Source organism: Rhizobium hidalgonense (assembly GCF_005862185.2).
GTDB lineage: Bacteria > Pseudomonadota > Alphaproteobacteria > Rhizobiales > Rhizobiaceae > Rhizobium > Rhizobium hidalgonense.
Genome location: NZ_CP054027.1, coordinates 3,476,100 through 3,497,622, shown reverse-complemented (window position 1 = coordinate 3,497,622; position 21,523 = coordinate 3,476,100). Strand labels below are relative to the sequence as shown.

Genomic DNA, 21,523 nt, shown 5'->3' with positions numbered 1-21,523 from the left:
CCGGTTTCCGCTGTCATTTCCTGTCGTCATTTCCGAATGTCCGAGGCCAGGGAGAACGCCGTGTCCGACGCCATTTCGTTTCTCGCCCCGCGCGCCGATGTGCTGGCACGCCGCGATCAGATCGTCGCCGATCTGACCGATCTTCTGCCGCCGGAATGCCTGGTTCATGAGCCGCGCGAGCTGGTGCCGTTCGAGACCGACGCCTTCGTGTCCTATCGCCGCCTGCCGCTCGCCGTCGCCCTGCCACGCAGCACCGCCGAGGTTTCGGCCGTCATGCGTTATTGCCACCGCTACGGCATTCCGGTCGTGCCGCGCGGCGCCGGCACATCGCTGTCGGGCGGCGCCATACCGCAGGAGGATGCGGTCGTGCTCGGGCTGTCGAAGATGAACAGCATCCTCGAAATCGACCTGCCCAATCGCGTTGCCGTGGTTCAGGCCGGCGTCACCAACCTCAATATCTCCGAGTCCGTCTCGGCGGACGGCTTTTTCTATGCGCCGGACCCTAGCTCGCAGCTCGCCTGCACCATCGGCGGCAATATCGGCATGAATTCCGGCGGCGCCCATTGCCTGAAATACGGCGTCACCACCAATAATCTGCTCGGCGTCCGGATGGTGCTGGTCGACGGTACGGTGATCGAACTGGGCGGCAAGGCCCTTGATGCGGCAGGTTATGACCTGCTCGGTCTCGTCTGCGGCCACGAAGGCCAGCTCGGCATCGTCACCGAGGCGACGGTACGGCTGATCGCCAAGCCGGAAGGCGCGCGCCCCGTGCTCTTCGGTTTCGAAGCCTCGGAAGAGGCCGGCGCCTGTGTTGCCGATGTCATTGCCGCCGGCATCATCCCCGTTGCGATCGAATTCATGGACAAGCCGGCGATCGAGATCTGCGAGGCCTTTGCCCATGCCGGCTATCCCCTCGATGTCGGCGCGCTGCTGATCGTCGAAGTCGAGGGTTCGGAAGCCGAGATGGACGCCATGCTGAAGGACATTGTCGAGATCGCCCGCCGGCACGGCGTCAAGACCGTGCGCGAGTGCCAGTCGGCGACCGAAGCGGCGCTGATCTGGAAGGGCCGTAAATCCGCCTTCGGCGCCACCGGCCGCATCGCTGACTATATCTGCATGGATGGCACCGTGCCGCTCAGCCAGCTGTCGCACGTGCTGAAGAGGACTGCCGAGATCGTCGACCACTACGGCCTCAGGGTCGCCAACGTCTTCCATGCCGGCGACGGCAATATGCATCCGTTGATCCTCTTCAACGCCAATGATCCCGAGGATGCCGCCCGCGCCGAGGCCGCCGGCAACGATATCCTGAAACTCTGCGTCGATGCCGGCGGCTGCCTCACCGGCGAACATGGCGTCGGTATCGAAAAGCGCGAGCTGATGCGCCATCAATATTCGGAGGCCGATCTCGCCCAGCAGATGGCGGCGCGCGCCGCCTTCGATCCCGGCTGGATCCTCAACCCGTCGAAAGTCTTCCCGCTCGAAGGGCGCCCCGCCGCATGATCGATCTGATGCCGACCAGCGAGGAACAGGCGGCGGCGATCGTCCTCGCACATGCGGAGACTAACCGGCCGCTCGCGGTCTGTGGCGGTGATACGCGCTCGGGTTTCGGCAATGCCGTTGCATCAGAAGACCGGCTGCGATCGACCAGGCTTTCCGGTATTGTCGCCTACAATCCCGGCGAGATGGTCATGACGGTCCGCTCGGGTACGCCGCTTGCCGAGGTCGAGGCGGCGCTGACCGAAAACGGCCAGATGCTCGCCTTCGAACCGATGGATCACCGCCCTGTTATGCGCAGGTCGGGCGAGCCGACGATCGGCGGCGTCTTTGCCGCCAATGTTTCCGGTCCGCGCCGGCTCATTGCGGGGGCTGCCCGCGACAGCCTGCTGGGTGTGCGTTTCGTCAACGGCAGAGGCGAGATCATCAAGGCCGGCGGCCGGGTGATGAAGAATGTCACCGGCCTCGATCTGGTCAAGCTGATCGCCGGCTCGCACGGCACGCTGGGTTTTCTCACCGAAGTCACCTTCCGGGTGCCGCCGCGCCCGAAGACGGAACAGACAGTGGTTCTCTCAGGCCTCAACGACGCCGAGGCCGCCAACGCCATGGCGGCGGCGATGGCGCTGCCAGTCGAAGTCTCCGGTGCCGCCCACCTGCCGCTGACGGTGACGTGGAAATTCCTCGCCGGCAAATTGCCGGAGGGCGAGGCGACGGTTCTGCGCATCGAGGGCCTGCCGGGCTCGGTCGATGTGCGCGTCGAAAAGCTGGTGGCCTCCATGTCGGCCTTTGCGACGGTAACCCGGCTGGAGCAGCCGGAGAGCCGCAGGCTCTGGCAGGAAATCCGCGATGTGCTGCCTTACGCCGATGGCACGATGCGGCCAGTCTGGCGCGTCTCGGTCGCCCCCGGCATCGGCCATCAGCTGGTCGCAGCCCTGCGCCTCGAAGCTGGCGTCGACGCCTTTTATGATTGGCAGGGCGGTCTCGTCTGGATGCGCATGGAGGCCGGCCCCGAAGCCGAGCTGGTCCGCCGGTTCATCAAGGCGCTCGGTGGCGGCCATGCGACGCTGATCCGCGCATCCGATGCGGCGAGGGCGGTGACTGCGGCGTTTCAGCCCGTGCCCGAGGCGGTGGCGATGCTGTCGCGGCGGGTGAAGGAGAAGTTCGATCCGGCGGGGATTTTTAATCCGGGGAAGATGGGGTGAAAGGATGAGTTTGTATGCGGTTCACCCCCCTCTGTCCTGCCGGACATCTCCCCCACAAGGGAGGAGATTGGCAAGACGTTGGATCACCGGTCCCTCTTTACCGTCTCGAAGTAATTCCACGGTCGTTGTTTGGGGAAACCGTTGCGCCTATCTGATCTCCCCCCTTGTGGGGGAGATGTCCGGCAGGACAGAGGGGGGTGCCACACACGCAACTCCCGACATCCTCCCGAAGCGGAGGCCCCGCTAGATGCAAACCAACTTCACCCCCACCCAGCTTCTCGACCCCGCTGTTGCCGAATCCGAGCAGATTCTGCGCAAATGTGTCCATTGCGGTTTCTGCACCGCCACCTGTCCCACCTATGTGACGCTCGGCAATGAGCTCGACAGCCCGCGCGGCCGCATCTACCTGATCAAGGATATGCTGGAAAACGGGCGGCCCGCCGATGCCGAAGTCGTCACCCATATCGACCGCTGTCTCTCCTGCCTCTCCTGCGTCACCACCTGTCCCTCAGGCGTCGACTATATGCATCTGGTCGATCACGCCCGCGCCCATATTGAAAAGACCTACAAGCGGCCCTTTATGAACCGGCTGACGCGTGCCATTCTTGCCGCGGTGCTGCCCTATCCCGGCCGGTTCCGCCTGGCGCTCAATCTTGCCCGCCTCGGCCGACCCTTTGCCGGCCTGATGCGCGGGGCCGCGCTGAAACCCTTCGCCGCCATGCTGGCGCTTGCGCCGCGCCGCATCCCCGCGGCTTCGGACTTCGCAAAACCCGGCAGCTATCCGCCCGAGACGGAGCGGCGCGGCCGCGTCGCCATCCTTTCCGGCTGCGCCCAGCCGGTGCTCGATCCCGGCATCAATGCGGCGGCGATCCGGCTGCTGACGCGGCTCGGCGTTGAGGTCGTGCTGCCGGAAGGCGAGGTCTGCTGCGGTTCGCTGGTTCATCACATGGGGCGCGCCGAACAGGCGCTCGCCAGTGCGCGGGCCAATGTCGATATCTGGACGCGTGAGATCGAGGGGGAGGGGCTCGATGCGATCATCATCACCGCTTCCGGCTGCGGCACGACGATCAAGGATTATGGCCATATGCTGCGCCTCGATCCCGCCTATGCGGCAAAGGCAGCGAGAGTCTCGGCGCTCGCCAAGGACGTCACCGAATATCTCGCAACCCTCGAGCTGCCGGCCCATATGCCGAGGGGCATCACGGTCGCCTATCACTCGGCCTGTTCCATGCAGCATGGCCAGCGCATCACGCTGGCGCCGAAGCACTTGCTGAAAGCGGCAGGTTTTACCGTGCGCGATCCGGCCGAAGGCCATCTCTGCTGCGGCTCGGCCGGCACCTACAACATCATGCAGCCGGAAATCTCGGCGGCACTAAAGGCACGCAAGGTCAAAAACATCGAAGCCACCAAGGCCGATATCATCGCCACCGGCAATATCGGCTGCATCACTCAGATCGCCACCGGCACTGGCATGCCGATCCTGCATACGGTCGAGCTGCTCGATTGGGCTTATGGCGGCGCTGTGCCGGAAAAATTAACAGGTTTGCCACTAGGCTGAAGCTTGCGAAGGCCCGTCGGGGCCGGTCTCGGGAGTTTTAGACGATGTGGCGGGGAATGATTGTACTAGCGGGATTGCTCGGTGCGGCGGGCACTGCCCATGCCGATAGCCGTTTCTTCTGTTCCGCCGATGACACGCAGGCGCGCTTCACGGTCGAAAGCGGTTTCGCCAGCGATGCCGGCCACAAGCTCATTCATTTTCGCGGCGCACTTGTCGTCAAGGATCAGGCTCAATCGAGCGTGTTCGGAAAGCGCGTGTTCGAATCGCAGCACCTGACCAACCATTGGTCGCGCGATGGCGAGCTGCTGCTGGAAATCGTCGACGGCGGCGAGGACGACACCGGCGGAGCAACGCTGGATCTGGTGGTGGTAGCCGGCGAACGCGGCAAGCCGGCTTCAAATTTCACCGGCAGCTATTCCCTCAAGATCGAAGGCGGGGACAAACCCTATGCCGTCGACGGAAAGGTCAGCTGCGGCACGAAATAGCGCCGCAGCCGAAATTCTCGATTACCAGTGGAACGAGACGCCGACATTGACGGCATTGGTGAAGATATTGGTCTTCAGATCCACGCCGCTGTCGATCGGAACGTCGACGCGCGAATAGGTGCCCTTATATTCGACGAAGGTCGACCAGCGGTCGGTTACCTTGAAGTCAACGCCGGCCTGCGCCTGTAGCGTCACGCCGCCGAATTCATAGGCCCAGGTCTTGCCCTCGGGGCGAATCACTTCGACATGCGGAATGTTCACGCCGATACCGGCGCCGAGATAGGGCGTCCAGCGGCGGGTCGGATCCTGGAAGCGATAGAGACCGTTCACCGTCAGCAGGTTCAGACCGTCGGTGAATTCGAAATGCGACCAGCCGGTTTTGGCGAGCGTATCGTCGTCGGCATAGACCTTGTCATGGGTATAATCGAGCGAAATACCCCAGTTCGGCTTGTTGAAATTCTCCAGCCACCAGGTGACGCGGCCGCCGTAATAGGGCGGGCTGCCGAAGGACTTGCCTTCCCAGCCGGCGGTGAAATGCGTGCCGTCGGAGAGATCGACGCCGCTGTGCGGTGCGGTCTGGTAGCCGCCGTAAATGGAGAACTGCAGGTCTTCCGCCGAGGCGGAGGCTGCCGAACAGATCGTGAAAAAAGCGATGCCCGCAAGCACGGAAACGGACGAGCGCAGCCCATATGTCATTGAATAGCCCCGATATTGCAAATATGTCGACTCTAAGGCTGGTGTGCCAGCTTTCCGCCGCAAAGTCTAAGAAAAATAAAAGGCGCGACGAAAAGCGCCTATCATTTTTTTCTAAAGTGTTGCTCAGCCGCCGAAAAGCGTGCGCAGCACGTCGATGCCTCGGTCTTCGAACGCGACCTTGCCCTGCTTGTTGCCGGGGCCGATGACGATCACTTTGGTGCCGACAGGCGCGCGATCGTAAAGATGGGTCACGTCCTGGTTCATCATCCGGATGCAGCCGGAGGACATGTTGAGGCCGATCGTCCAGGGCTGGTTGGTGCCGTGGATGCGAAAGATCGTGTCGCGGCCGCCTTGGTAGAGATACATGGCGCGGGCGCCGAGCGGATTGTCCTCGCCGCCTTCCTGATAGGCGGGAATGATGTGTCCCTTGGCGGCTTCGCGGCGGCGCATCTCGGCCGGCGGCGTCCATGCCGGCCATTCCGCCTTGCGCCCGATCTTGACGACGCCCGACCAGCCGAAGCCGTCGCGGCCGACGCCGATGCCATAGCGGGTGGCGCGGTTGTTGCCCTCGATGAGGTAGAGATATTTGTTATTGGTATCGATAATGACGGTGCCGGCCGCTTCCGTCGTCACCAGCCGCACTTTCTTGCGCTTGAATTCCGGCTTCACATATTTCGGCATCTGCGCCACACGCATGACCTGTGCCGGGCGCTGCGCGTTGTCAGGAGTAGAGCCGGCAGGCGCGGCAAAGGCTGGTGTAGTCACCAAGGACAGGACAAGTCCGGCCGCGGCCAGACTTGGCATCAATTTGATCATGATCGAATCCCCTCAAGCAAATCTGCCTGAAGCTACATGAACTTCTGCCCGATTCAAGATCGGCCCGGCCGGATAAAGCAATTTCCGGTAGGGAAGCCGCCTGTTCTTGCAGCTTCCAAGATAATTGCCTGCGCCTTTACATGACGATGACGCGGGTTCCGACGCTGACGCGGTCATAGAGATCGACGACATCTTCATTGCGGAGGCGTATGCAGCCGGAGGAGACGGCGCTGCCGATCGACCAGGGCGCGTTGGTGCCGTGGATGCGGTAAAGCGTCGAGCCGAGATACATGGCGCGGGCGCCGAGCGGGTTTTCCGCGCCGCCGTCCATCCGCGCCGGCAGGTAGTGGCCCTTGGCGGCCTCGCGGCTGATCATCTCGGAAGGCGGCGTCCAATCCGGCCATTCCTGCTTGCGGGTGATCTTGTGGGCGCCGGCCCATTCGAAGCCGGGCTTGCCCACGCCGACGCCGTAACGCCGCGCCTTGCCGCCGTCCATCACCAGATAGAGGAAGCGGTTGTTGGTATCGATGACGATCGTGCCGGGTTTTTCCTGAGTGTCGTAATCGACCATCTGCGGCAGGAATTGCGGCTCGATCGGATGGCGGATCGACGGTATGCCGGGATTGATCGCCGAAACCGTCTGCGGGGCGACTTGCGGCGCCTGGCGCAGCACGCGGCGCTGGAAAATCCCGCGCTGCTGCTGCCGGACGACCGGCCGCTGATAGACGACGGGACGCACCGCGCCGCCGCCAAGCTGGTTGATCCAGGGCGCCGTCAGATCGGGGCTGAGCACGACGGGCGGGCGCGTGGCGTAGCGGTCGTCGGCAAGGGCGGCCGGGGAGAAAATGCCGAAGAGGGCTGCGGCAAGAACAAACGGTTTCATCATCGGACGAACTCTCTACAAATGGCCGAAAATGCGCTGGCGGGAGGTCCGCCTGGGTGGAGATGTTCCGCCCGGGAAAGACGCTGCCACCCAATCCGCCAGCGAATGGTAAAGATCGAAACGTGAAAACCCGACCGGCCGGATAAACTTTTCGTCAGGGTTACCGTTCGGTTTGGAAAGACGGTTTGCAAATGGTAAAGCCGGAATCACGACCGGAAAACGAGGCGGACCGGCGAACAGACGGACCGGGAATGAAGCGGACATGAGCGAGACAGGCATCATCATCGGCGAGGACGGCAGGAGCCGCTGCCACTGGCACGCCAATCTGCCGGATTATCTCCGCTATCATGACGAGGAATGGGGCCGCCCGGTCACCAACGACATTCGCCTCTTCGAGAAGATCTGCCTCGAAGGTTTCCAGTCCGGTCTTTCCTGGCTGACCATCCTGCGCAAGCGCGAGAACTTCCGCTCAGCCTTTGCCGGCTTCGATTTCGAAAAGGTCGCCCTTTTCGGCGATGAGGATGTCACTCGTTGCCTTGGCGATGCCGGCATCATCCGCCACCGCGGCAAGATCGTCTCGACGGTCAACAATGCCAAGCGCGCCATTGCGCTGAGGGACGAATTCGGCTCGCTCGCCCATTATTTCTGGCGCTATGAGCCGGGCCATAACGAGCGGCCTGTTGTGGTCGACCGTCAGCATATCGCCGCCAATCCGACGACGCCGACCTCGGTCATCATTTCCAAGGATCTGAAGAAACGCGGCTGGACCTTTGTCGGCCCGACCACAGTTTATGCTTTCATGCAGGCGATGGGTCTCGTCAACGATCATCTAGAGGGCTGTTTCTGCCGGCCTGAGGTCGAGGCGATGCGCGCCGTTTTGGTCCGACCATGAAAGAAGATGCATCCGTGAGAACATTGATCGCCGCCGCTGCCCTGTTCTTCCTGACGGTCCCCGCTCTGGCGCAGACGCCGCAGCTCGATCCCGGCGAGAAGCTGGAGAAACTGCAATTTCCGGCCGTCACCATGCAGCTGAAGGGCTGGACGAAGTTCGGCAACGGCCATGTCTACACGCTGCCGGTGCGCGCCGGCCAGCACGTGAAGATCGGCTTTGCCACCAAGAGCAAGTTCGCCTTCCTGGCGATTTTCGACCTGTCGAAACCGGATGACGAGGCATTCTTCGGCACCGACGAGGACGGCACGAGCTTCGAGACGACGGTCAAGGAAAACACCACCTGGCTGTTGCGTCCCTATTATTCCAAGGTCTCGCCGCGCCGCGGCCTCGGCGCCCCCTTCAGCGTCCTGATCGAGCCTCTCGCCGCTGCCCCGAAACAGCCGCAGCCGCCAGCCGAGCCGGAGCGCCCGTCGCTGTTTCCGAAGGCGCCTGCCAAACAGTAATGGCGCGCGGCCGATCTATGCGAGCCGCTCGATCAGGTCGCGCAATTCGCCGAGATGGCCGATCTTGCGGAAACGCGGCGCCTCCGTCGGTTCGTCCACATGTTCCAGCACCCAGGTGAGTTCATGCGGCACGAAGACGCCGTAGCTGCCGGCGGCGATTGCCGGCACGATGTCCGATTTCAGCGAGTTGCCGACCATCATCGCCCGCTCCGGTCCGTCGCCGACCTTGGCGAAGATGCGCCGGTAGGTGACGGCCGTCTTGTCGGAGACGATCTCGACGGCATCGAAGAAATCGCCGAGCCCGGATTGGGCGAGCTTGCGCTCCTGGTCGAACAGGTCGCCCTTGGTGATCATCACAAGCAGATATTTGCCGGCCAGCGCCTCCAGCGTGTCGCGCACATGCGGCATGGTCTCGACGGGATGGGAAAGCAGGTCGCGGCCGATATCGAGGATCTTGGCAATGACGCTCGAAGGAATCTTGCCTTCGGTGATCTCAATCGCCGTTTCGATCATCGACAGCGTGAAGCCTTTGATGCCGAAGCCGTAATGGCGGAGGTTGCGCCTTTCCGCCTCAAGCAGCCGCTCGGATACCTTCGGCCCTGCGGCGAAATCGGCAAGAAGCCCGGTGAAATGCGCTTCAGTTAGCCGGTAATATTGTTCGTTCTGCCAGAGTGTGTCGTCGGCATCGAAGCCGATCGTGGTCAGTGGTCGCGTTGTCATATGCGTACCTCTTGAAATATAGCCGCAATCTATCGGCCGCCTGTGTCGAGACAAGGGCGTCGGCTTCTGCACGGCGCGGCGTTGAAAAACGCCGCCGCCGCACTACATCGAACCTGCCTCACCATGCAGCCAGCCCCGGCTGTGCCTGTCACGCGCAGGCCAATAATCAAAAAATGAAGTTCTTCAGTTCGCAAGCCCCTCTTGCGGCAGACACAAAGGATTTTTTTGATCATGCGTTACAATCAACTCGGAAATACCGGACTTTTCGTCTCGGAAATCTGCCTAGGGACCATGACCTTCGGCGAAGCCAAACAGGGCAGTATGTGGGGTGCCATCGCCGATGTCGACCAGAATGCCGCCGACCGGATCGTCGAGCGCTCGCTCGGCTCAGGCGTCAATTTCATCGACACGGCCGACGTCTATTCGTCCGGCGAGTCCGAAAGGCTGCTCGGCCAGGCGCTGAAGAACCTCGACGTGCCCCGCAAGGACGTGGTCATCGCCACCAAGGTCTACGGCGTGATGGGCGACAAGCCGAACGACCGCGGCGCCTCGCGCGGCCATATCATGGATTCCGTCGAGGCGAGCCTGAAGCGCCTGCAGACGGATCATATCGACCTCTATCAGATCCACGCGACAGACACCGTGACGCCGATCGAGGAGACGCTGCGCGCCTTGGACGATCTCGTTTCCCGCGGCCTCGTGCGTTATATCGGCGTCTCCAATTGGCAGGCTTGGCGCATTTCCAAGGCACTCGGCCTCTCCGAACGCCGCGGGTTTGCCCGTTTCGAGACGGTGCAGGCCTATTATTCCATCGCCGGCCGCGATCTCGAACGCGACATCGTGCCGATGATGCAGGAGGAAAAGCTCGGCCTGATGGTCTGGTCGCCGCTCGCCGGCGGTCTGCTCTCCGGGAAATATGGTCCCGGCGCCCCCGGCAACGGCGAAGGCCGCCGCGCCAGTTTCGATTTCCCGCCGGTCGACAAGGACAGAGCCTGGGCCTGCGTCGCCGTTATGCGTGAGGTCGCCGAAAAACACGGCGTCAGCGTCGCGACCGTCGCACTCGCCTATATCCTCGCCAAGCCTTTCGTCACGACTGTTATCATCGGCGCCAAGCGGGTCGACCAGCTCGACCAGAACCTCGCCGCCGTCAAGCTGAAGCTCGATGAAGGCGATATGCAGAGGCTCGACGAGGTGAGCGCCCTTGCTCCCGAATATCCGGGCTGGATGCTGTCACGCCAAGGCGCCGGCCGCCGCCCGGCTGATTTCGAGCCGAAGGACTGAGGTTCTCGGGGATGGGCCACGGCTGACGGTTCGGACCGCGGATTAACCCTCGGGGCTGGTCGAGTAGGGAACGCCTGCAATATCAAGCGTTCCCCTTCAGCGATTGATTACTTGCCGTGGGCCTTAAGCCAGGCGTTCATTTCGGCGATTTCGGCTTCCTGCGCCTTGATCACCCCTTCGGCGAGTTTGCGGATTTCGGCATCCTTGCCGTATTGGAGTTCGATCTTCGCCATATCGATCGCGCCCTGATGGTGCGGGATCATGCCGCGGACGAAATCCACGTCAGGATTGCCGCTATACTCGATCGCCATATCCTTATGCATCTTGGCGTTCGCCTCGCTGAAGGCGTGGCTTGCCGCATCGTGACTGCCCATCGGCTTGCTCATGTCCATCGACATGTCTTCAGCGAAAGCGGGGACAGCAACAGCGAGCATTGCGGAAAGCGTGATGATTTTCAGAGACATGAGAGTCCTTCCTCTGTCTGACAATAGGTATTCCAGGCGGCGGGACCACCTGATCGGCACGGATGTGATGTCAGGACAGTCGGGGAGGGGGAGCCTGCGGAGCAGGGCGATTGTCATCCAAGGCGCGGGCAAGCGCCGGGTCGGGATAGCCGTAAACGGACTTTCCGCCATCCGTGACCGTCACCGTCGGCGGCAGTAGAAAACAGGCGGCGCAAAGCGGCATATGCGCGGAATTGCCGGTGGTGCAGGGGTCTTTCAGGGGCGCAGTCTTGACTGCTCCTTCCGGCATATCCATGCCTGATATCTCGTGGTGCATGCCGCCGCCCTCAGCAGCGACCGGTGCATTCATCGACGCACAAGTCGTACAGCCCCAGGCGGACATGGCGCTATAGACCAGCCAGCCGAGAACCATCGTGATGAGAGCAAGCGTGCGCATGGTATTTCATATAGGGGACGGCCGGCCGTAAGCCAATCCTGCCGAGGGTGAACATTCGGTGACGACATCGTCATCGCCTCTCACCAGACGGCAATCACCTTGTGCTCGATCTTATAGTCTTTGCTCTCCTCGCCGAGCGGTGCGACCGGCCATGTCCAGACCGCGTTCGCCGGCGGCGGCGAAACGCCATGCAGCAGGTCGGCCTCTTCATGCGTCCTGCCGTTGCGGTCGATGACGGCATAGGCGATATCGGTCACCAGGCAACTGCGGCAGGGCAGATCGGAGAGCCCGGTGAGATGCGCTGCGATCAGTCTCTCCACCGTGTCGGCCGGCATGTGGCCAGCCTCCGCCTCATATCGCCGCTTTACGCCGCGGCCGATCTGCGACAGGAGATTGGCCGAAACCACGAAATCGAGATAGGGCACCGAGCGCAGAAAGCCGAGCGGTTCGGGCTTGCGGCCGGCAGCGAGATCGTCATAACCGGAAAGATCGCGCTCGATCAGCCTGACATTTCTATAGGGCTTGGCCGAGAGCCACAAGCGCACCGAGGCGAGGTGAATGAGATCGACCAGCACCACGGTATCGAAGTCGCGCGCCAGTTCCTCGATCGGCACATCGCGCAACAGGCCGGAGCCGAGGACGACGGCGGTCCGCTTCTGCCTGAGACCGGCCGCAGCTGTGCTGATCGCATTCCGGCTCATCTCTTCATGTTCGGCCCAGGCCGCTGCACACCGCCCGGCCCGCGACCAGAGATTGACGGAATAGCGGATGAATTTTCGATAGGGCTTGCCGGTCAGCGGCAATGTCGCGGTATAGAGAAGCGCTTCAGTGATCATGGGCCTATCCGCATTTCGATCGATGCCTCTTCGTTCAATCGATTCTGCTCTCGACATCAAGACCCTTCGCCCTTGCCGCTCCCCGCCCGATCGGTTAGGAAACCGCCACTGTCACAGTCAGCGGAATTGCCGGAAATGAACGACAAGCAGAAGAAACCGCAAAAGCTCAAGGCCCGCCTGCCGCGCGGCTTCGTCGACCGGACGGCCGCCGATATCCGCGCCGTCAACGAGATGACGGCAAAGATCCGGGAAGTCTATGAGCATTATGGTTTCGATCCGCTCGAAACGCCGCTGTTCGAATATACCGATGCGCTCGGCAAGTTCCTGCCCGACAGCGACCGCCCGAACGAGGGCGTCTTCTCGCTGCAGGACGACGACGAGCAATGGATGTCGCTGCGTTACGACCTGACGGCGCCGCTCGCTCGCCATGTCGCCGAGAATTTCAACGAGATCCAGCTTCCCTACCGCACCTATCGCGCCGGCTATGTTTTCCGCAACGAGAAGCCGGGCCCCGGCCGCTTTCGCCAGTTCATGCAGTTCGATGCCGATACCGTCGGCGCGCCGGGTGTTCAGGCCGATGCCGAAATGTGCATGATGATGGCCGATACGCTCGAAGCCCTGGGCATCAAGCGCGGCGACTATGTCATCCGTGTCAACAACCGCAAGGTCCTGGACGGCGTGCTGGAGGCGATCGGCCTCGGCGGCGACGACAAGGCCGGCCAGCGGCTCAACGTGCTGCGCGCCATCGACAAGCTCGACAAGTTCGGCCCGGAGGGTGTGGCCCTGCTGCTCGGTCCCGGACGCAAGGATGAATCCGGCGACTTCACCAAGGGCGCCGGGCTCAGCGGGGAACAGATCGACAAGGTGCTGTTCTTCGTTGGCATCAAGGATTATGCCGAAAGCGCTCCACGCCTGGCCGAACTCGTTGCCGGAACGTCGAAGGGTGTCGAGGGCGTCGACGAACTGAACTTCATCGGTGCGCTCGTTGCCAGCGCCGGCTACCAGTCCGACCGCATCAAGATCGATCCCTCGGTCGTCCGCGGCCTCGAATATTATACCGGCCCCGTTTACGAGGCCGAACTCAGCTTCGACGTCACCAACGAAAAGGGCGAAAAGGTCGTCTTCGGCTCGATTGGCGGCGGCGGCCGTTATGATGGCCTCGTCTCCCGTTTCATGGGCCAGCCGGTGCCGGCGACCGGATTTTCGATCGGCGTCTCCAGGCTGATGACGGCGCTGAAGAACCTCGGCAAGCTTGGCGCCAGCGATGTGATCGAGCCGGTGCTGGTGACCGTCATGGATGGCGATGTCGAGGCGATGGGCCGTTATCAGAAGATGACGCAGCAGCTGCGCGCCGCCGGCATCCGCGCCGAGATGTTCCAGGGCAACTGGAAGAAGTTCGGCAACCAACTGAAATATGCCGATCGCCGCGGCTGCCCCGTCGCCATCATCCAGGGCGGCGACGAGCGCGCAACCGGCGTGGTGCAGATCAAGGATCTGATCGAGGGCAAGCGGCTCTCCGGCGAGATCGAGGACAATGCCAGCTGGCGCGAGGCCCGCGTGGCGCAGGAGACGGTGCCGGAAGCCGACCTCGTCGCCAAGGTCAAGGAGATCCTTGCCGCGCAGGCTGAGGATCGGAAGAGGGCGGGCGGTGATGTCTGAGACATACCCGTGCCTTCCGGCAAGCTTCTCGCCTATCCTTCGGAGCCCGGCATGCCCCTGATCAATCTCCCCGAATTCGCCGCCGACCTGCTGGCCGAATTTGCCGCCCGCAACGCCGAGCGCATCGATATACCTGTCATTCAGCCGGCCGAACCGTTCCTCGACATCGCCGGCGAGGATCTGCGCCGCCGGATCTTCATGACCGAGAGCGAAACCGGGGCCAGCCTCTGCCTGCGTCCGGAATTCACCATCCCCGTCTGCCTGCGCCACATCGAGACGGCGACCGGTACGCCGCAGCGTTACGCCTATCTCGGCGAGGTCTTCCGCCAGCGCCGCGATGGCGCCAATGAATTCTATCAGGCCGGCATCGAGGATCTCGGCGATATTAACATACCGAGCGCCGACGCCCGCGCCATCGGCGATGCCACCGGCATTCTCGCCCGGCTGCTGCCGGGCCGGCGTCTGTCGGTGACTCTGGGTGACCAAGCGGTGTTCGAGTCGGTTGTTCAGGCGCTCGGCCTGCCGCTCGGCTGGCAGAAGCGTCTGATCCATGCCTTCGGCAACATGACACAACTGGAAGCGCTGCTCGCTGGTCTCGTCAGCCCGCAATTCGTTACCGGGCTGGACGCTGATATTGCCGGGCTTGTCGCCTCGGGCGACGAGCAGGCACTGGTCGCCCATCTCGAGCACGAAATGCAGACGACGGGTTATTCGACCAATGCCGGCCGCTCGGCCCTGGAGATCGCCCGGCGGCTCAAGGAAAAGCTCATCCTCTCCGAAACGCGCCTCGACGATGCGGCCTTCCATGTGCTGGAAGAGTTCCTGTCGCTCGACGTGCCGCTCGTCAATGCGTCCGCAGCGCTGGCCGGTTTTGCCGATGCAGCCGGCCTGAAACTCGGCAATGCGCTTTCCCGCTTCAACGGCCGTGTCGCTGCCCTTGCCGATGCCGGGGTCGATCTTTCATGCCTCGACTATCGCGCCGCCTTCGGACGGCCGCTCGATTATTACACCGGCCTCGTCTTCGAGGTCACGGCTGAGGGTTCGACGGCGGTTTTGGCCGGCGGCGGCCGCTTCGACAAGCTCCTGACTTTCCTCGGCGCAACCGACCGCATTCCGGCCGTCGGCTTCTCCTTCTGGCTCGACCGCATCGAAACCGAAAGGGCAGTCGCATGACCATCACCATCGCGCTCCCCTCCAAAGGCCGGATGAAGGACGATGCTTCGGCGATCTTCGAGCGGGCCGGCATGCCGATCACGGCTGTCGGCAACGACCGTTCCTATCGCGGCCGCGTCGAAGGCTGGGACGATGTCGAGATCGCCTTCCTCTCGGCCTCCGAAATTTCCCGTGAACTCGGCAACGGTACCGTCGATTTCGGCGTCACCGGCGAGGATCTGATGCGGGAAGGTTTTGCCGAAGTCGACAAACGCGTCGAGTTCTGCGCCCGCCTCGGCTTCGGCCATGCCGATGTCGTCGTCGCGGTGCCGGAGATCTGGCTTGATGTCGAGACCATGGCCGATCTCGGCGATGTCGCCGCCGATTTTCGCGCCCGTCATGGCCGGCGCCTGGCCATCGCCACTAAATACTGGCGCCTGACCCAGCAGTTCTTTTCGAGCCAGCACGGCATCCAGCTTTACCGCATCGTCGAAAGCCTCGGCGCGACCGAAGGTGCTCCCGCCTCTGGCTCGGCCGATATCATCGTCGATATCACCTCCACCGGCTCGACGCTGCGTGCCAACCACCTGAAAGTGCTCCAGGACGGCGTCATCCTGCATTCGCAGGCCTGCCTCGTGCGCGCGCGCCGGGAAAACCATTCGGACGAGCCCGCCGTGCAGGCGATCATCGAAGCAGTGCGCGCGGCCCTCTGATCCCGGCCATCCAGGCACAAGAAAACCCGCCGTCGGATGACGGCGGGTTTCGTATTTGCGGGAGGATGTCTGCTGGTATCAGGCGGCCACGTAGGCGCCGCGGCGTGCGTCGATCGAATAGGCACCGGCACCGACGGTGGCGAGCAGGATGTACGCACCGGCCAGCGTGATGTTCTTCATCACCATGATCTGGTTGAGAATATTCACGAGTTCCGTGCCGCTTGCGTAGGGCAGGTGGAAGGCAACGCCCGTGAAGACACAGAAGGCGGCGAGCAGCCAGCCGGCAATGCGGACCTGGAAGCCTGTGAGAACCGCAAGGCCGGCCAGCAGTTCGAAAAGGCCGGCGGCATAGGCCAACAGGCTTGCTGCCGGCAGCCCGGCGCCGGCGATCATGCCGGCAGTACCGGCAGGATCGGTGAGCTTCATGAAGCCGGAAAGGATGAACATGAAGGAAAGAAGAATGCGGGCAATCAGGATGATGGCGTTCGACATGGATGGTCTCCGTTTGAAGGACTCTGGAGATCTGGGTGCCCCGGCACCGGTGGACCTCGTATGCCACCTATGTCGCCTTTTTCTTCTTTTATGGAAAGATAAACGAAAGGGGACAGTTCGTTCAATAATATGAAACGATGTCCTGCCCGCCGTCGCTTGCCCTTTCACGAAGCCGGTCTCTTATGGTCGGCTGATAACATGGAGAATCCAATGGCAGATCTGTCCGCATTTCCGATCACGACGCGCTGGCCAGCGAAAAATCCCGACATCATCCAGCTCTATTCCCTGCAGACCCCGAATGGGGTGAAGGTCTCGGTCGCCCTCGAAGAGCTCGGGCTCGCCTATGAGCCGCATTATATTTCCTTCGCCGCCAGCGAGCAGAAATCCCCAGAATTCGAATCCCTCAACCCGAACGGCCGCATTCCGGCGATCATCGATCCGAACGGCCCGGACGGCAAGCCGATCGGCCTGTTCGAATCCGGCGCCATCCTGCTTTATCTCGCCGAAAAAACCGGCAAGCTCATCCCTGCAGGCGCCGCCGGCCGCTACGAATGCATCCAGTGGGTGTTCTTCCAGATGGCCGGCATCGGCCCGATGTTCGGCCAGTTCGGCCATTTCTACAAATTCGCCGCCGACAAGGTCGCCAACAATTCCTATCCGGTGGAGCGCTATCGCGATGAATCCAAACGGCTGCTCGGCGTGCTGGAAGGCCGGCTGAAGGGGCGTCAGTGGATCATGGGCGATCAATATACGATCGCCGACATCACCACTTTCACCTGGGTTCGCGGCGCCGACATCTTTTATGGCGGCCGCGAGGTTCTCGACTATGCGAAATTCCCCGCCGTCATGGACTGGCTGCAGCGCTGCATCGCCCGTCCGGCAAGCGAAAGGGGCCTGAATATACCCGTCAAGCCGGAGTAGCGGACGGATCACCGGAAAATACACAGAGCGGGCCCGGGAAGGGCTTAAGATTGCTGACTGAGCCCGCGACCTTCTCGGCGAGGACGTCGCATTCGCGCGGATGCCTGCCCCTCACTCCCTAACCCTCTCCTATCGCGAACTTATGATCTGCCTTGCGTCTTCGAGCTTGAAGCGCGGAAAGAGAAAGACGCCGACCAGGCTGCCGCTGTATTTTTCCTCGAGCCCGTTCGACTCGCCCATGCAGAAGAGCGGTTGGCGTAAGCCGTTCGGCATGATGATCGTCGTCGAAAAACAGAAGGAGGAGCAGAGCGTCGCTGCCTGCTCGAACAGTTCCAAGACGTGGCTGCGGTCTTTGCGGTCATAGCAGCGGATCAGGCTCAAGAGCCCGCATTCCCGTGCGGAGAGGCCGTGCAGCATCGCGCTCCACTCGCCGAGACGGAGCATGCCGCTCGACAAATCTCCGGTCCAGGCTTCGGAAATCGAAAACTGAGCCACCATCTCGTCATTTTGATTGTGATGCTCAAGCGAGCCGGGTGTCAAAGGTACGGCTGCATTGGCTTTGGCGATCTTAAACAAGGCGTTCCCCCGTTCGCATGCAGCTCCGCCGCCGCACGTTCGGTAAACACAAAAACAGGATCACGCAGCAGCAGGCATGATGCCCGTGCTTTTACCGGCGATCGTTGCCGCGGCCATCAGGCCTGCGGAACGTCACGGATCGTCTTTCCGCGCCCGTCTGATGGCGAGTTATCGCCGGGCGCGTCGATGGCAGCGCGGATTTATAGGAGCTTTTAAACAAACGGCAACGGCTTTTTAAGGGGTGTTCGCATCGGCATTTGTGCTCGGATGCCGGCCTCTTCATGGTACTTCTCGAGGAAGCAGCGCCGAAACACCAATTTTGCGGGCTTTGGGAGCGGTTTCCCTGCCGGTCGAGCCGCAAATCATGCCTTCACCGGCGATTTCCCGCATATTTTTGCCGACGGAAAATACGCGACGACGCAAGCCTCGCGAAAGCTTGCGACTGGGGAACGGCAACGCCGTGCTGTTAAACGGTTGCGCGGCATAAAATAGGGCGCAACGGATCGAATCGCTTGGGGCAAAAAAGAAAAGGGCGACCCGAGGGCCGCCCTTCCTGTTCCGGATGCCGGAATGGTATCAGTGCAGGCTTTCGCCTATCACATCATGTCCATTCCGCCCATGCCGCCCATGCCGCCAGGCATGCCGGCAGGGGCATCCTTCTTCGGCAGTTCGGCAATCATGGCTTCGGTGGTGATCAGCAGCGATGCGACAGAAGCAGCGTTCTGCAGCGCGGTACGAACGACCTTGAGCGGGTCGACGATACCCATCGAGATCATGTCGCCGAATTCGGACGTCTGGGCGTTGTAGCCGTAGTTGTCTTCATTCTTGTCGAGCACCTTGCCGACAACGATCGAGGCTTCGTCGCCTGCGTTTTCAGCGATCTGACGAACGAGCGACTGCAGGGCGCGGCGAACGATGTTGATGCCGGCTTCCTGGTCGTCGTTTGCACCCTTGACGTTGATCTTCGTGGAGGAGCGGAGGAGAGCGATACCGCCGCCGGGGACGATACCTTCCTGAACGGCAGCGCGCGTCGCGTTGAGAGCGTCGTCGATGCGGTCCTTCTTTTCCTTCACTTCGACTTCCGTCGAGCCGCCGACGCGGATGACGGCAACGCCGCCGGCGAGCTTGGCAAGACGTTCCTGCAGCTTTTCGCGGTCGTAGTCGGAGGTGGTTTCTTCGATCTGGGCCTTGATCTGGGCAACACGGCCTTCGATGTCGGACTTGGCGCCCGAACCGTCGACGATCGTGGTGTTTTCCTTGGAGATCGAAACCTTCTTCGCACGGCCGAGCATGTCGAGCGTAACGCTCTCGAGCTTGATGCCGAGGTCTTCGGAGATCACGGTGCCGCCGGTCAGGATGGCGATGTCTTCGAGCATGGCCTTGCGGCGATCGCCGAAGCCCGGCGCCTTGACAGCAGCGATCTTGAGGCCGCCGCGCAGCTTGTTGACGACGAGCGTTGCAAGAGCTTCGCCTTCGACGTCTTCAGCGATGATCAGGAGCGGCTTGCCGGTCTGAACGACAGCTTCGAGAACCGGAAGCATCGACTGCAGGTTCGAGAGCTTCTTCTCGTGAAGGAGAATGAAGACGTCTTCGAGGTCGGCGATCATCTTTTCCGGGTTGGTCACGAAGTAGGGGCTGAGGTAGCCGCGGTCGAACTGCATGCCTTCGACGACTTCGAGTTCGGTTTCGGCGGTCTTGGCTTCTTCAACCGTGATGACGCCTTCATTGCCGACCTTCTGCATGGCTTCAGCAATGTCGAGACCGACCTGCTTGTCGCCGTTTGCTGAAATCGTGCCGACCTGTGCAACTTCCTCAGAGGTGGAGATCTTCTTGGCCTTGGCCTGGAGATCCTTCACGACGTCGGCAACAGCGAGGTCGATGCCGCGCTTCAGGTCCATCGGGTTCATGCCGGCTGCAACGGCCTTGTTGCCTTCGCGAACGATCGCCTGGGCAAGAACGGTTGCAGTGGTGGTGCCGTCGCCGGCGATGTCGTTGGTCTTCGAAGCGACTTCGCGGACCATCTGGGCGCCCATGTTTTCGAACTTGTCTTCGAGTTCGATTTCCTTGGCGACGGAAACGCCGTCCTTGGTGATGCGCGGAGCGCCGAAGGACTTGTCGATGATGACGTTACGGCCCTTCGGGCCGAGCGTTACCTTGACTGCATCGGCGAGAATGTCGACGCCACGCAGCATCTTTTCGCGCGCGGTACGACCAAACTTGATTTCTTTAGATGCCATGATTGAAACTCCTCAATTCGAGTGTCCGGGTTCTGGACCCGTCGGCTACGTCGGAAAGGCCAGCGGCTGATCAGCCGATGATGCCCATAATGTCGGCTTCCTTCATGATCAGAAGGTCTTCGCCGTCGATCTTGACTTCAGTGCCGGACCACTTGCCGAACAGGATGCGGTCGCCAGCCTTGACGTCGAGTGCGACGACCTTGCCGGACTCGTCACGAGCGCCGGAACCGACGGCGACGATTTCGCCTTCCTGCGGCTTTTCCTTGGCGGTATCGGGAATGATGATGCCACCCTTGGTCTTGGCTTCGGACTCAACGCGGCGAACAACGACGCGGTCGTGAAGGGGGCGGAAGTTGGTGCTTGCCATTGTCTAATCCCTCGATCGAATGACATTCGCGGGCCGGAGCGGCCCACATGGATAGATGTTAGCACTCCCTTGCGGTGAGTGCTAGCGACGAGCATTTAGGGATGGCTCCAAGAGGAGTCAATGAGAGCAATCACGAATTTTTGTGCCGGAATTGTGAAGAGGCCGGAGAAATGCGGAGATTGTTGCCGAAACCCGGTGTGCTGGGCCGGCAGCGAAGAAAATTGCCTTGCCATCGCCTTGCGCCTTTGCAATGTCACCGGTGACTGAGGCAAATCGGGAATTCGGAATGGCGAGGCGCATAGAAAACTTCTCGGAGATAACAGGTCATTATGACGTGGTGCTCTGCGATGTCTGGGGCGTTGTTCACAACGGTGTCGATCCGTTTCCAAAGGCGGCGGCTGCCCTTGAAGCGGCACGCGAGAGCGGCGTCGCTGTCGTCCTCATCACCAATTCGCCGCGCCTTTCCTGGCAGGTGGTCGAGCAGCTGCGCCAGATCGGGGTGCCCGACAGCGCCTATGACCGGATCGTCACCTCAGGCGACGTCACCCGCCGGCTGATCGCCGAAGGGCCGAAGACGGTCTTTCTGCTCGGTCCTGAGCGCGACAAGGCACTGCTCGAAGGCATTGGCGTCGAGCGCACCCCCGCGGGCGAAGCACAATCGCTCGTCTGCACCGGCTTCTTCGATGACGAGACTGAGAAGCCGGAGGATTACACCGACATGCTTCTGGATTTTCAGGCGCGCGAGGTGCCGATGATCTGCGCCAATCCCGACCTCGTCGTCGAGCGCGGCCATCGCATCATCCCCTGCGCCGGCGCCATGGCCGCCTATTACGAGCAGCTTGGTGGCAGCACCCGGATCGCCGGAAAACCGCACCGGCCGATCTATGAGGCGACGTTGGCCGCTGCCCGCGAGCTTCGCGGCGATTTCCCCATCGACCGTGTGCTGGCGATCGGCGACGGCATGCCGACCGATGTTCGCGGCGCCTTGAATTACGGCCTCGACCTTCTCTACATCAGCGGCGGTATCCACGCCAAGGAATACACCTTGAACGGCGAGACCGACGAGGCGATTCTCCACGCCTATCTCGATCGGGAAAAAGCCGCGCCGAAGTGGTGGATGCCACGCCTTGCATAAAGAGA

23 protein-coding genes are annotated in these 21,523 nt (G+C 61.9%); 12 read left to right on the top strand and 11 right to left on the bottom strand.

Annotation, left to right across the window (positions count from 1 at the left end; translation table 11 throughout):
* The first annotated feature begins 60 nt into the window (after positions 1-60).
* The 4 genes from FFM81_RS16960 to FFM81_RS16945 all read left to right on the top strand — a co-directional run bounded on the left by FFM81_RS16960 (position 61) and on the right by FFM81_RS16945 (position 4,739).
* Complete coding sequence (locus tag FFM81_RS16960; RefSeq protein ID WP_025415421.1) at positions 61-1,500, top strand: FAD-linked oxidase C-terminal domain-containing protein; 1,440 nt, start codon at positions 61-63, stop codon at positions 1,498-1,500.
* Positions 1,497-2,696, top strand: a complete 1,200-nt coding sequence (gene glcE, locus FFM81_RS16955) for a glycolate oxidase subunit GlcE (RefSeq protein WP_138385063.1) — start codon at positions 1,497-1,499, stop codon at positions 2,694-2,696. Before FFM81_RS16960 ends, glcE begins: the two co-directional genes overlap by 4 nt.
* Positions 2,697-2,943: 247 nt before the next feature.
* Positions 2,944-4,254, top strand: a complete 1,311-nt coding sequence (glcF, locus tag FFM81_RS16950; RefSeq protein WP_138385065.1) for a glycolate oxidase subunit GlcF — start codon at positions 2,944-2,946, stop codon at positions 4,252-4,254.
* 44 nt (positions 4,255-4,298) lie between these two features.
* A complete protein-coding gene (locus FFM81_RS16945; RefSeq protein WP_138385066.1) occupies positions 4,299-4,739 on the top strand; it encodes a hypothetical protein in 441 nt (146 codons plus the stop codon).
* A gap of 21 nt (positions 4,740-4,760) precedes the next feature.
* Here the strand turns inward: FFM81_RS16945 and FFM81_RS16940 are convergent, their stop codons facing one another.
* The 3 genes from FFM81_RS16940 to FFM81_RS16930 form a co-directional block, all read right to left on the bottom strand.
* Positions 4,761-5,435: an outer membrane protein gene (locus tag FFM81_RS16940; RefSeq protein ID WP_025415424.1), complete on the bottom strand. Its 675-nt coding sequence runs from the start codon at positions 5,433-5,435 to the stop codon at positions 4,761-4,763.
* A gap of 123 nt (positions 5,436-5,558) precedes the next feature.
* Positions 5,559-6,251, bottom strand: coding sequence for a L,D-transpeptidase (locus FFM81_RS16935; RefSeq protein WP_138385067.1), 693 nt, complete (start codon positions 6,249-6,251; stop codon positions 5,559-5,561).
* A gap of 136 nt (positions 6,252-6,387) precedes the next feature.
* The gene (locus FFM81_RS16930) at positions 6,388-7,137 is read right to left on the bottom strand and encodes a L,D-transpeptidase (protein WP_003570085.1); all 750 of its coding nucleotides are present in this window, start codon (positions 7,135-7,137) and stop codon (positions 6,388-6,390) included.
* 259 nt (positions 7,138-7,396) lie between these two features.
* Here FFM81_RS16930 and FFM81_RS16925 point away from each other — a divergent pair, with 259 nt between their 5' ends.
* Both FFM81_RS16925 and FFM81_RS16920 read left to right on the top strand, forming a co-directional pair.
* Positions 7,397-8,026 (top strand): DNA-3-methyladenine glycosylase I, encoded by a 630-nt coding sequence (locus tag FFM81_RS16925; protein WP_025415425.1) that lies wholly within the window; start codon positions 7,397-7,399, stop codon positions 8,024-8,026.
* Positions 8,023-8,529: a hypothetical protein gene (locus tag FFM81_RS16920; protein ID WP_138385068.1), complete on the top strand. Its 507-nt coding sequence runs from the start codon at positions 8,023-8,025 to the stop codon at positions 8,527-8,529. Before FFM81_RS16925 ends, FFM81_RS16920 begins: the two co-directional genes overlap by 4 nt.
* 15 nt (positions 8,530-8,544) lie before the next feature.
* Here FFM81_RS16920 and FFM81_RS16915 read toward each other — a convergent pair whose 3' ends face one another.
* Positions 8,545-9,249, bottom strand: coding sequence for an HAD family hydrolase (locus FFM81_RS16915; protein ID WP_003570081.1), 705 nt, complete (start codon positions 9,247-9,249; stop codon positions 8,545-8,547).
* A 231-nt stretch (positions 9,250-9,480) separates the two neighbouring features.
* Here FFM81_RS16915 and FFM81_RS16910 point away from each other — a divergent pair, with 231 nt between their 5' ends.
* Positions 9,481-10,530: an aldo/keto reductase gene (locus FFM81_RS16910; RefSeq protein WP_003570080.1), complete on the top strand. Its 1,050-nt coding sequence runs from the start codon at positions 9,481-9,483 to the stop codon at positions 10,528-10,530.
* A 107-nt stretch (positions 10,531-10,637) separates the two neighbouring features.
* Here the strand turns inward: FFM81_RS16910 and copM are convergent, their stop codons facing one another.
* From copM to FFM81_RS16895, 3 genes are all read right to left on the bottom strand, one after another.
* Entirely contained in the window at positions 10,638-10,994 is a 357-nt protein-coding gene (copM, locus tag FFM81_RS16905; protein WP_003570079.1) for a CopM family metallochaperone, read from the bottom strand.
* 70 nt (positions 10,995-11,064) lie between these two features.
* Positions 11,065-11,430 (bottom strand): hypothetical protein, encoded by a 366-nt coding sequence (locus FFM81_RS16900; RefSeq protein ID WP_138385069.1) that lies wholly within the window; start codon positions 11,428-11,430, stop codon positions 11,065-11,067.
* Positions 11,431-11,510: 80 nt separating this feature from the next.
* A complete protein-coding gene (locus tag FFM81_RS16895; protein ID WP_138385070.1) occupies positions 11,511-12,266 on the bottom strand; it encodes a hypothetical protein in 756 nt (251 codons plus the stop codon).
* A gap of 135 nt (positions 12,267-12,401) precedes the next feature.
* On the opposite strand from FFM81_RS16895, the gene hisS reads away from it, so the two are divergent.
* From hisS to hisG, 3 genes are read left to right on the top strand one after another with little or no spacing between them, the layout of a single operon-like run.
* The gene (gene hisS, locus FFM81_RS16890) at positions 12,402-13,925 is read left to right on the top strand and encodes a histidine--tRNA ligase (protein ID WP_003570075.1); all 1,524 of its coding nucleotides are present in this window, start codon (positions 12,402-12,404) and stop codon (positions 13,923-13,925) included.
* 51 nt (positions 13,926-13,976) lie between these two features.
* Positions 13,977-15,098 carry an ATP phosphoribosyltransferase regulatory subunit gene (locus tag FFM81_RS16885; protein ID WP_138385071.1) on the top strand — a complete coding sequence of 374 codons (1,122 nt, stop codon included), beginning with the start codon at positions 13,977-13,979 and terminating at the stop codon, positions 15,096-15,098.
* Positions 15,095-15,790: an ATP phosphoribosyltransferase gene (gene hisG / locus FFM81_RS16880; RefSeq protein WP_097534842.1), complete on the top strand. Its 696-nt coding sequence runs from the start codon at positions 15,095-15,097 to the stop codon at positions 15,788-15,790. The genes FFM81_RS16885 and hisG overlap by 4 nt, the downstream gene beginning before the upstream one ends.
* A gap of 78 nt (positions 15,791-15,868) precedes the next feature.
* Here the strand turns inward: hisG and FFM81_RS16875 are convergent, their stop codons facing one another.
* Positions 15,869-16,282: a DoxX family protein gene (locus FFM81_RS16875; protein ID WP_003570071.1), complete on the bottom strand. Its 414-nt coding sequence runs from the start codon at positions 16,280-16,282 to the stop codon at positions 15,869-15,871.
* A 210-nt stretch (positions 16,283-16,492) separates the two neighbouring features.
* Here FFM81_RS16875 and FFM81_RS16870 point away from each other — a divergent pair, with 210 nt between their 5' ends.
* Positions 16,493-17,203, top strand: coding sequence for a glutathione binding-like protein (locus tag FFM81_RS16870; RefSeq protein WP_138385072.1), 711 nt, complete (start codon positions 16,493-16,495; stop codon positions 17,201-17,203).
* A gap of 129 nt (positions 17,204-17,332) precedes the next feature.
* Here FFM81_RS16870 and FFM81_RS16865 read toward each other — a convergent pair whose 3' ends face one another.
* From FFM81_RS16865 to groES, 3 genes are all read right to left on the bottom strand, one after another.
* Positions 17,333-17,779: a hypothetical protein gene (locus tag FFM81_RS16865; protein ID WP_003570069.1), complete on the bottom strand. Its 447-nt coding sequence runs from the start codon at positions 17,777-17,779 to the stop codon at positions 17,333-17,335.
* A gap of 596 nt (positions 17,780-18,375) precedes the next feature.
* Positions 18,376-20,016, bottom strand: a complete 1,641-nt coding sequence (gene groL, locus FFM81_RS16860; protein WP_003570068.1) for a chaperonin GroEL — start codon at positions 20,014-20,016, stop codon at positions 18,376-18,378.
* A 70-nt stretch (positions 20,017-20,086) separates the two neighbouring features.
* On the bottom strand, positions 20,087-20,383 hold the full coding sequence (gene groES / locus FFM81_RS16855) for a co-chaperone GroES (protein WP_003545797.1): 297 nt from the start codon (positions 20,381-20,383) through the stop codon (positions 20,087-20,089).
* 286 nt (positions 20,384-20,669) lie between these two features.
* Between groES and FFM81_RS16850 the strand changes: the two genes are divergently transcribed.
* On the top strand, positions 20,670-21,518 hold the full coding sequence (locus FFM81_RS16850) for a TIGR01459 family HAD-type hydrolase (RefSeq protein WP_025415432.1): 849 nt from the start codon (positions 20,670-20,672) through the stop codon (positions 21,516-21,518).
* Positions 21,519-21,523 lie beyond the last annotated feature (5 nt).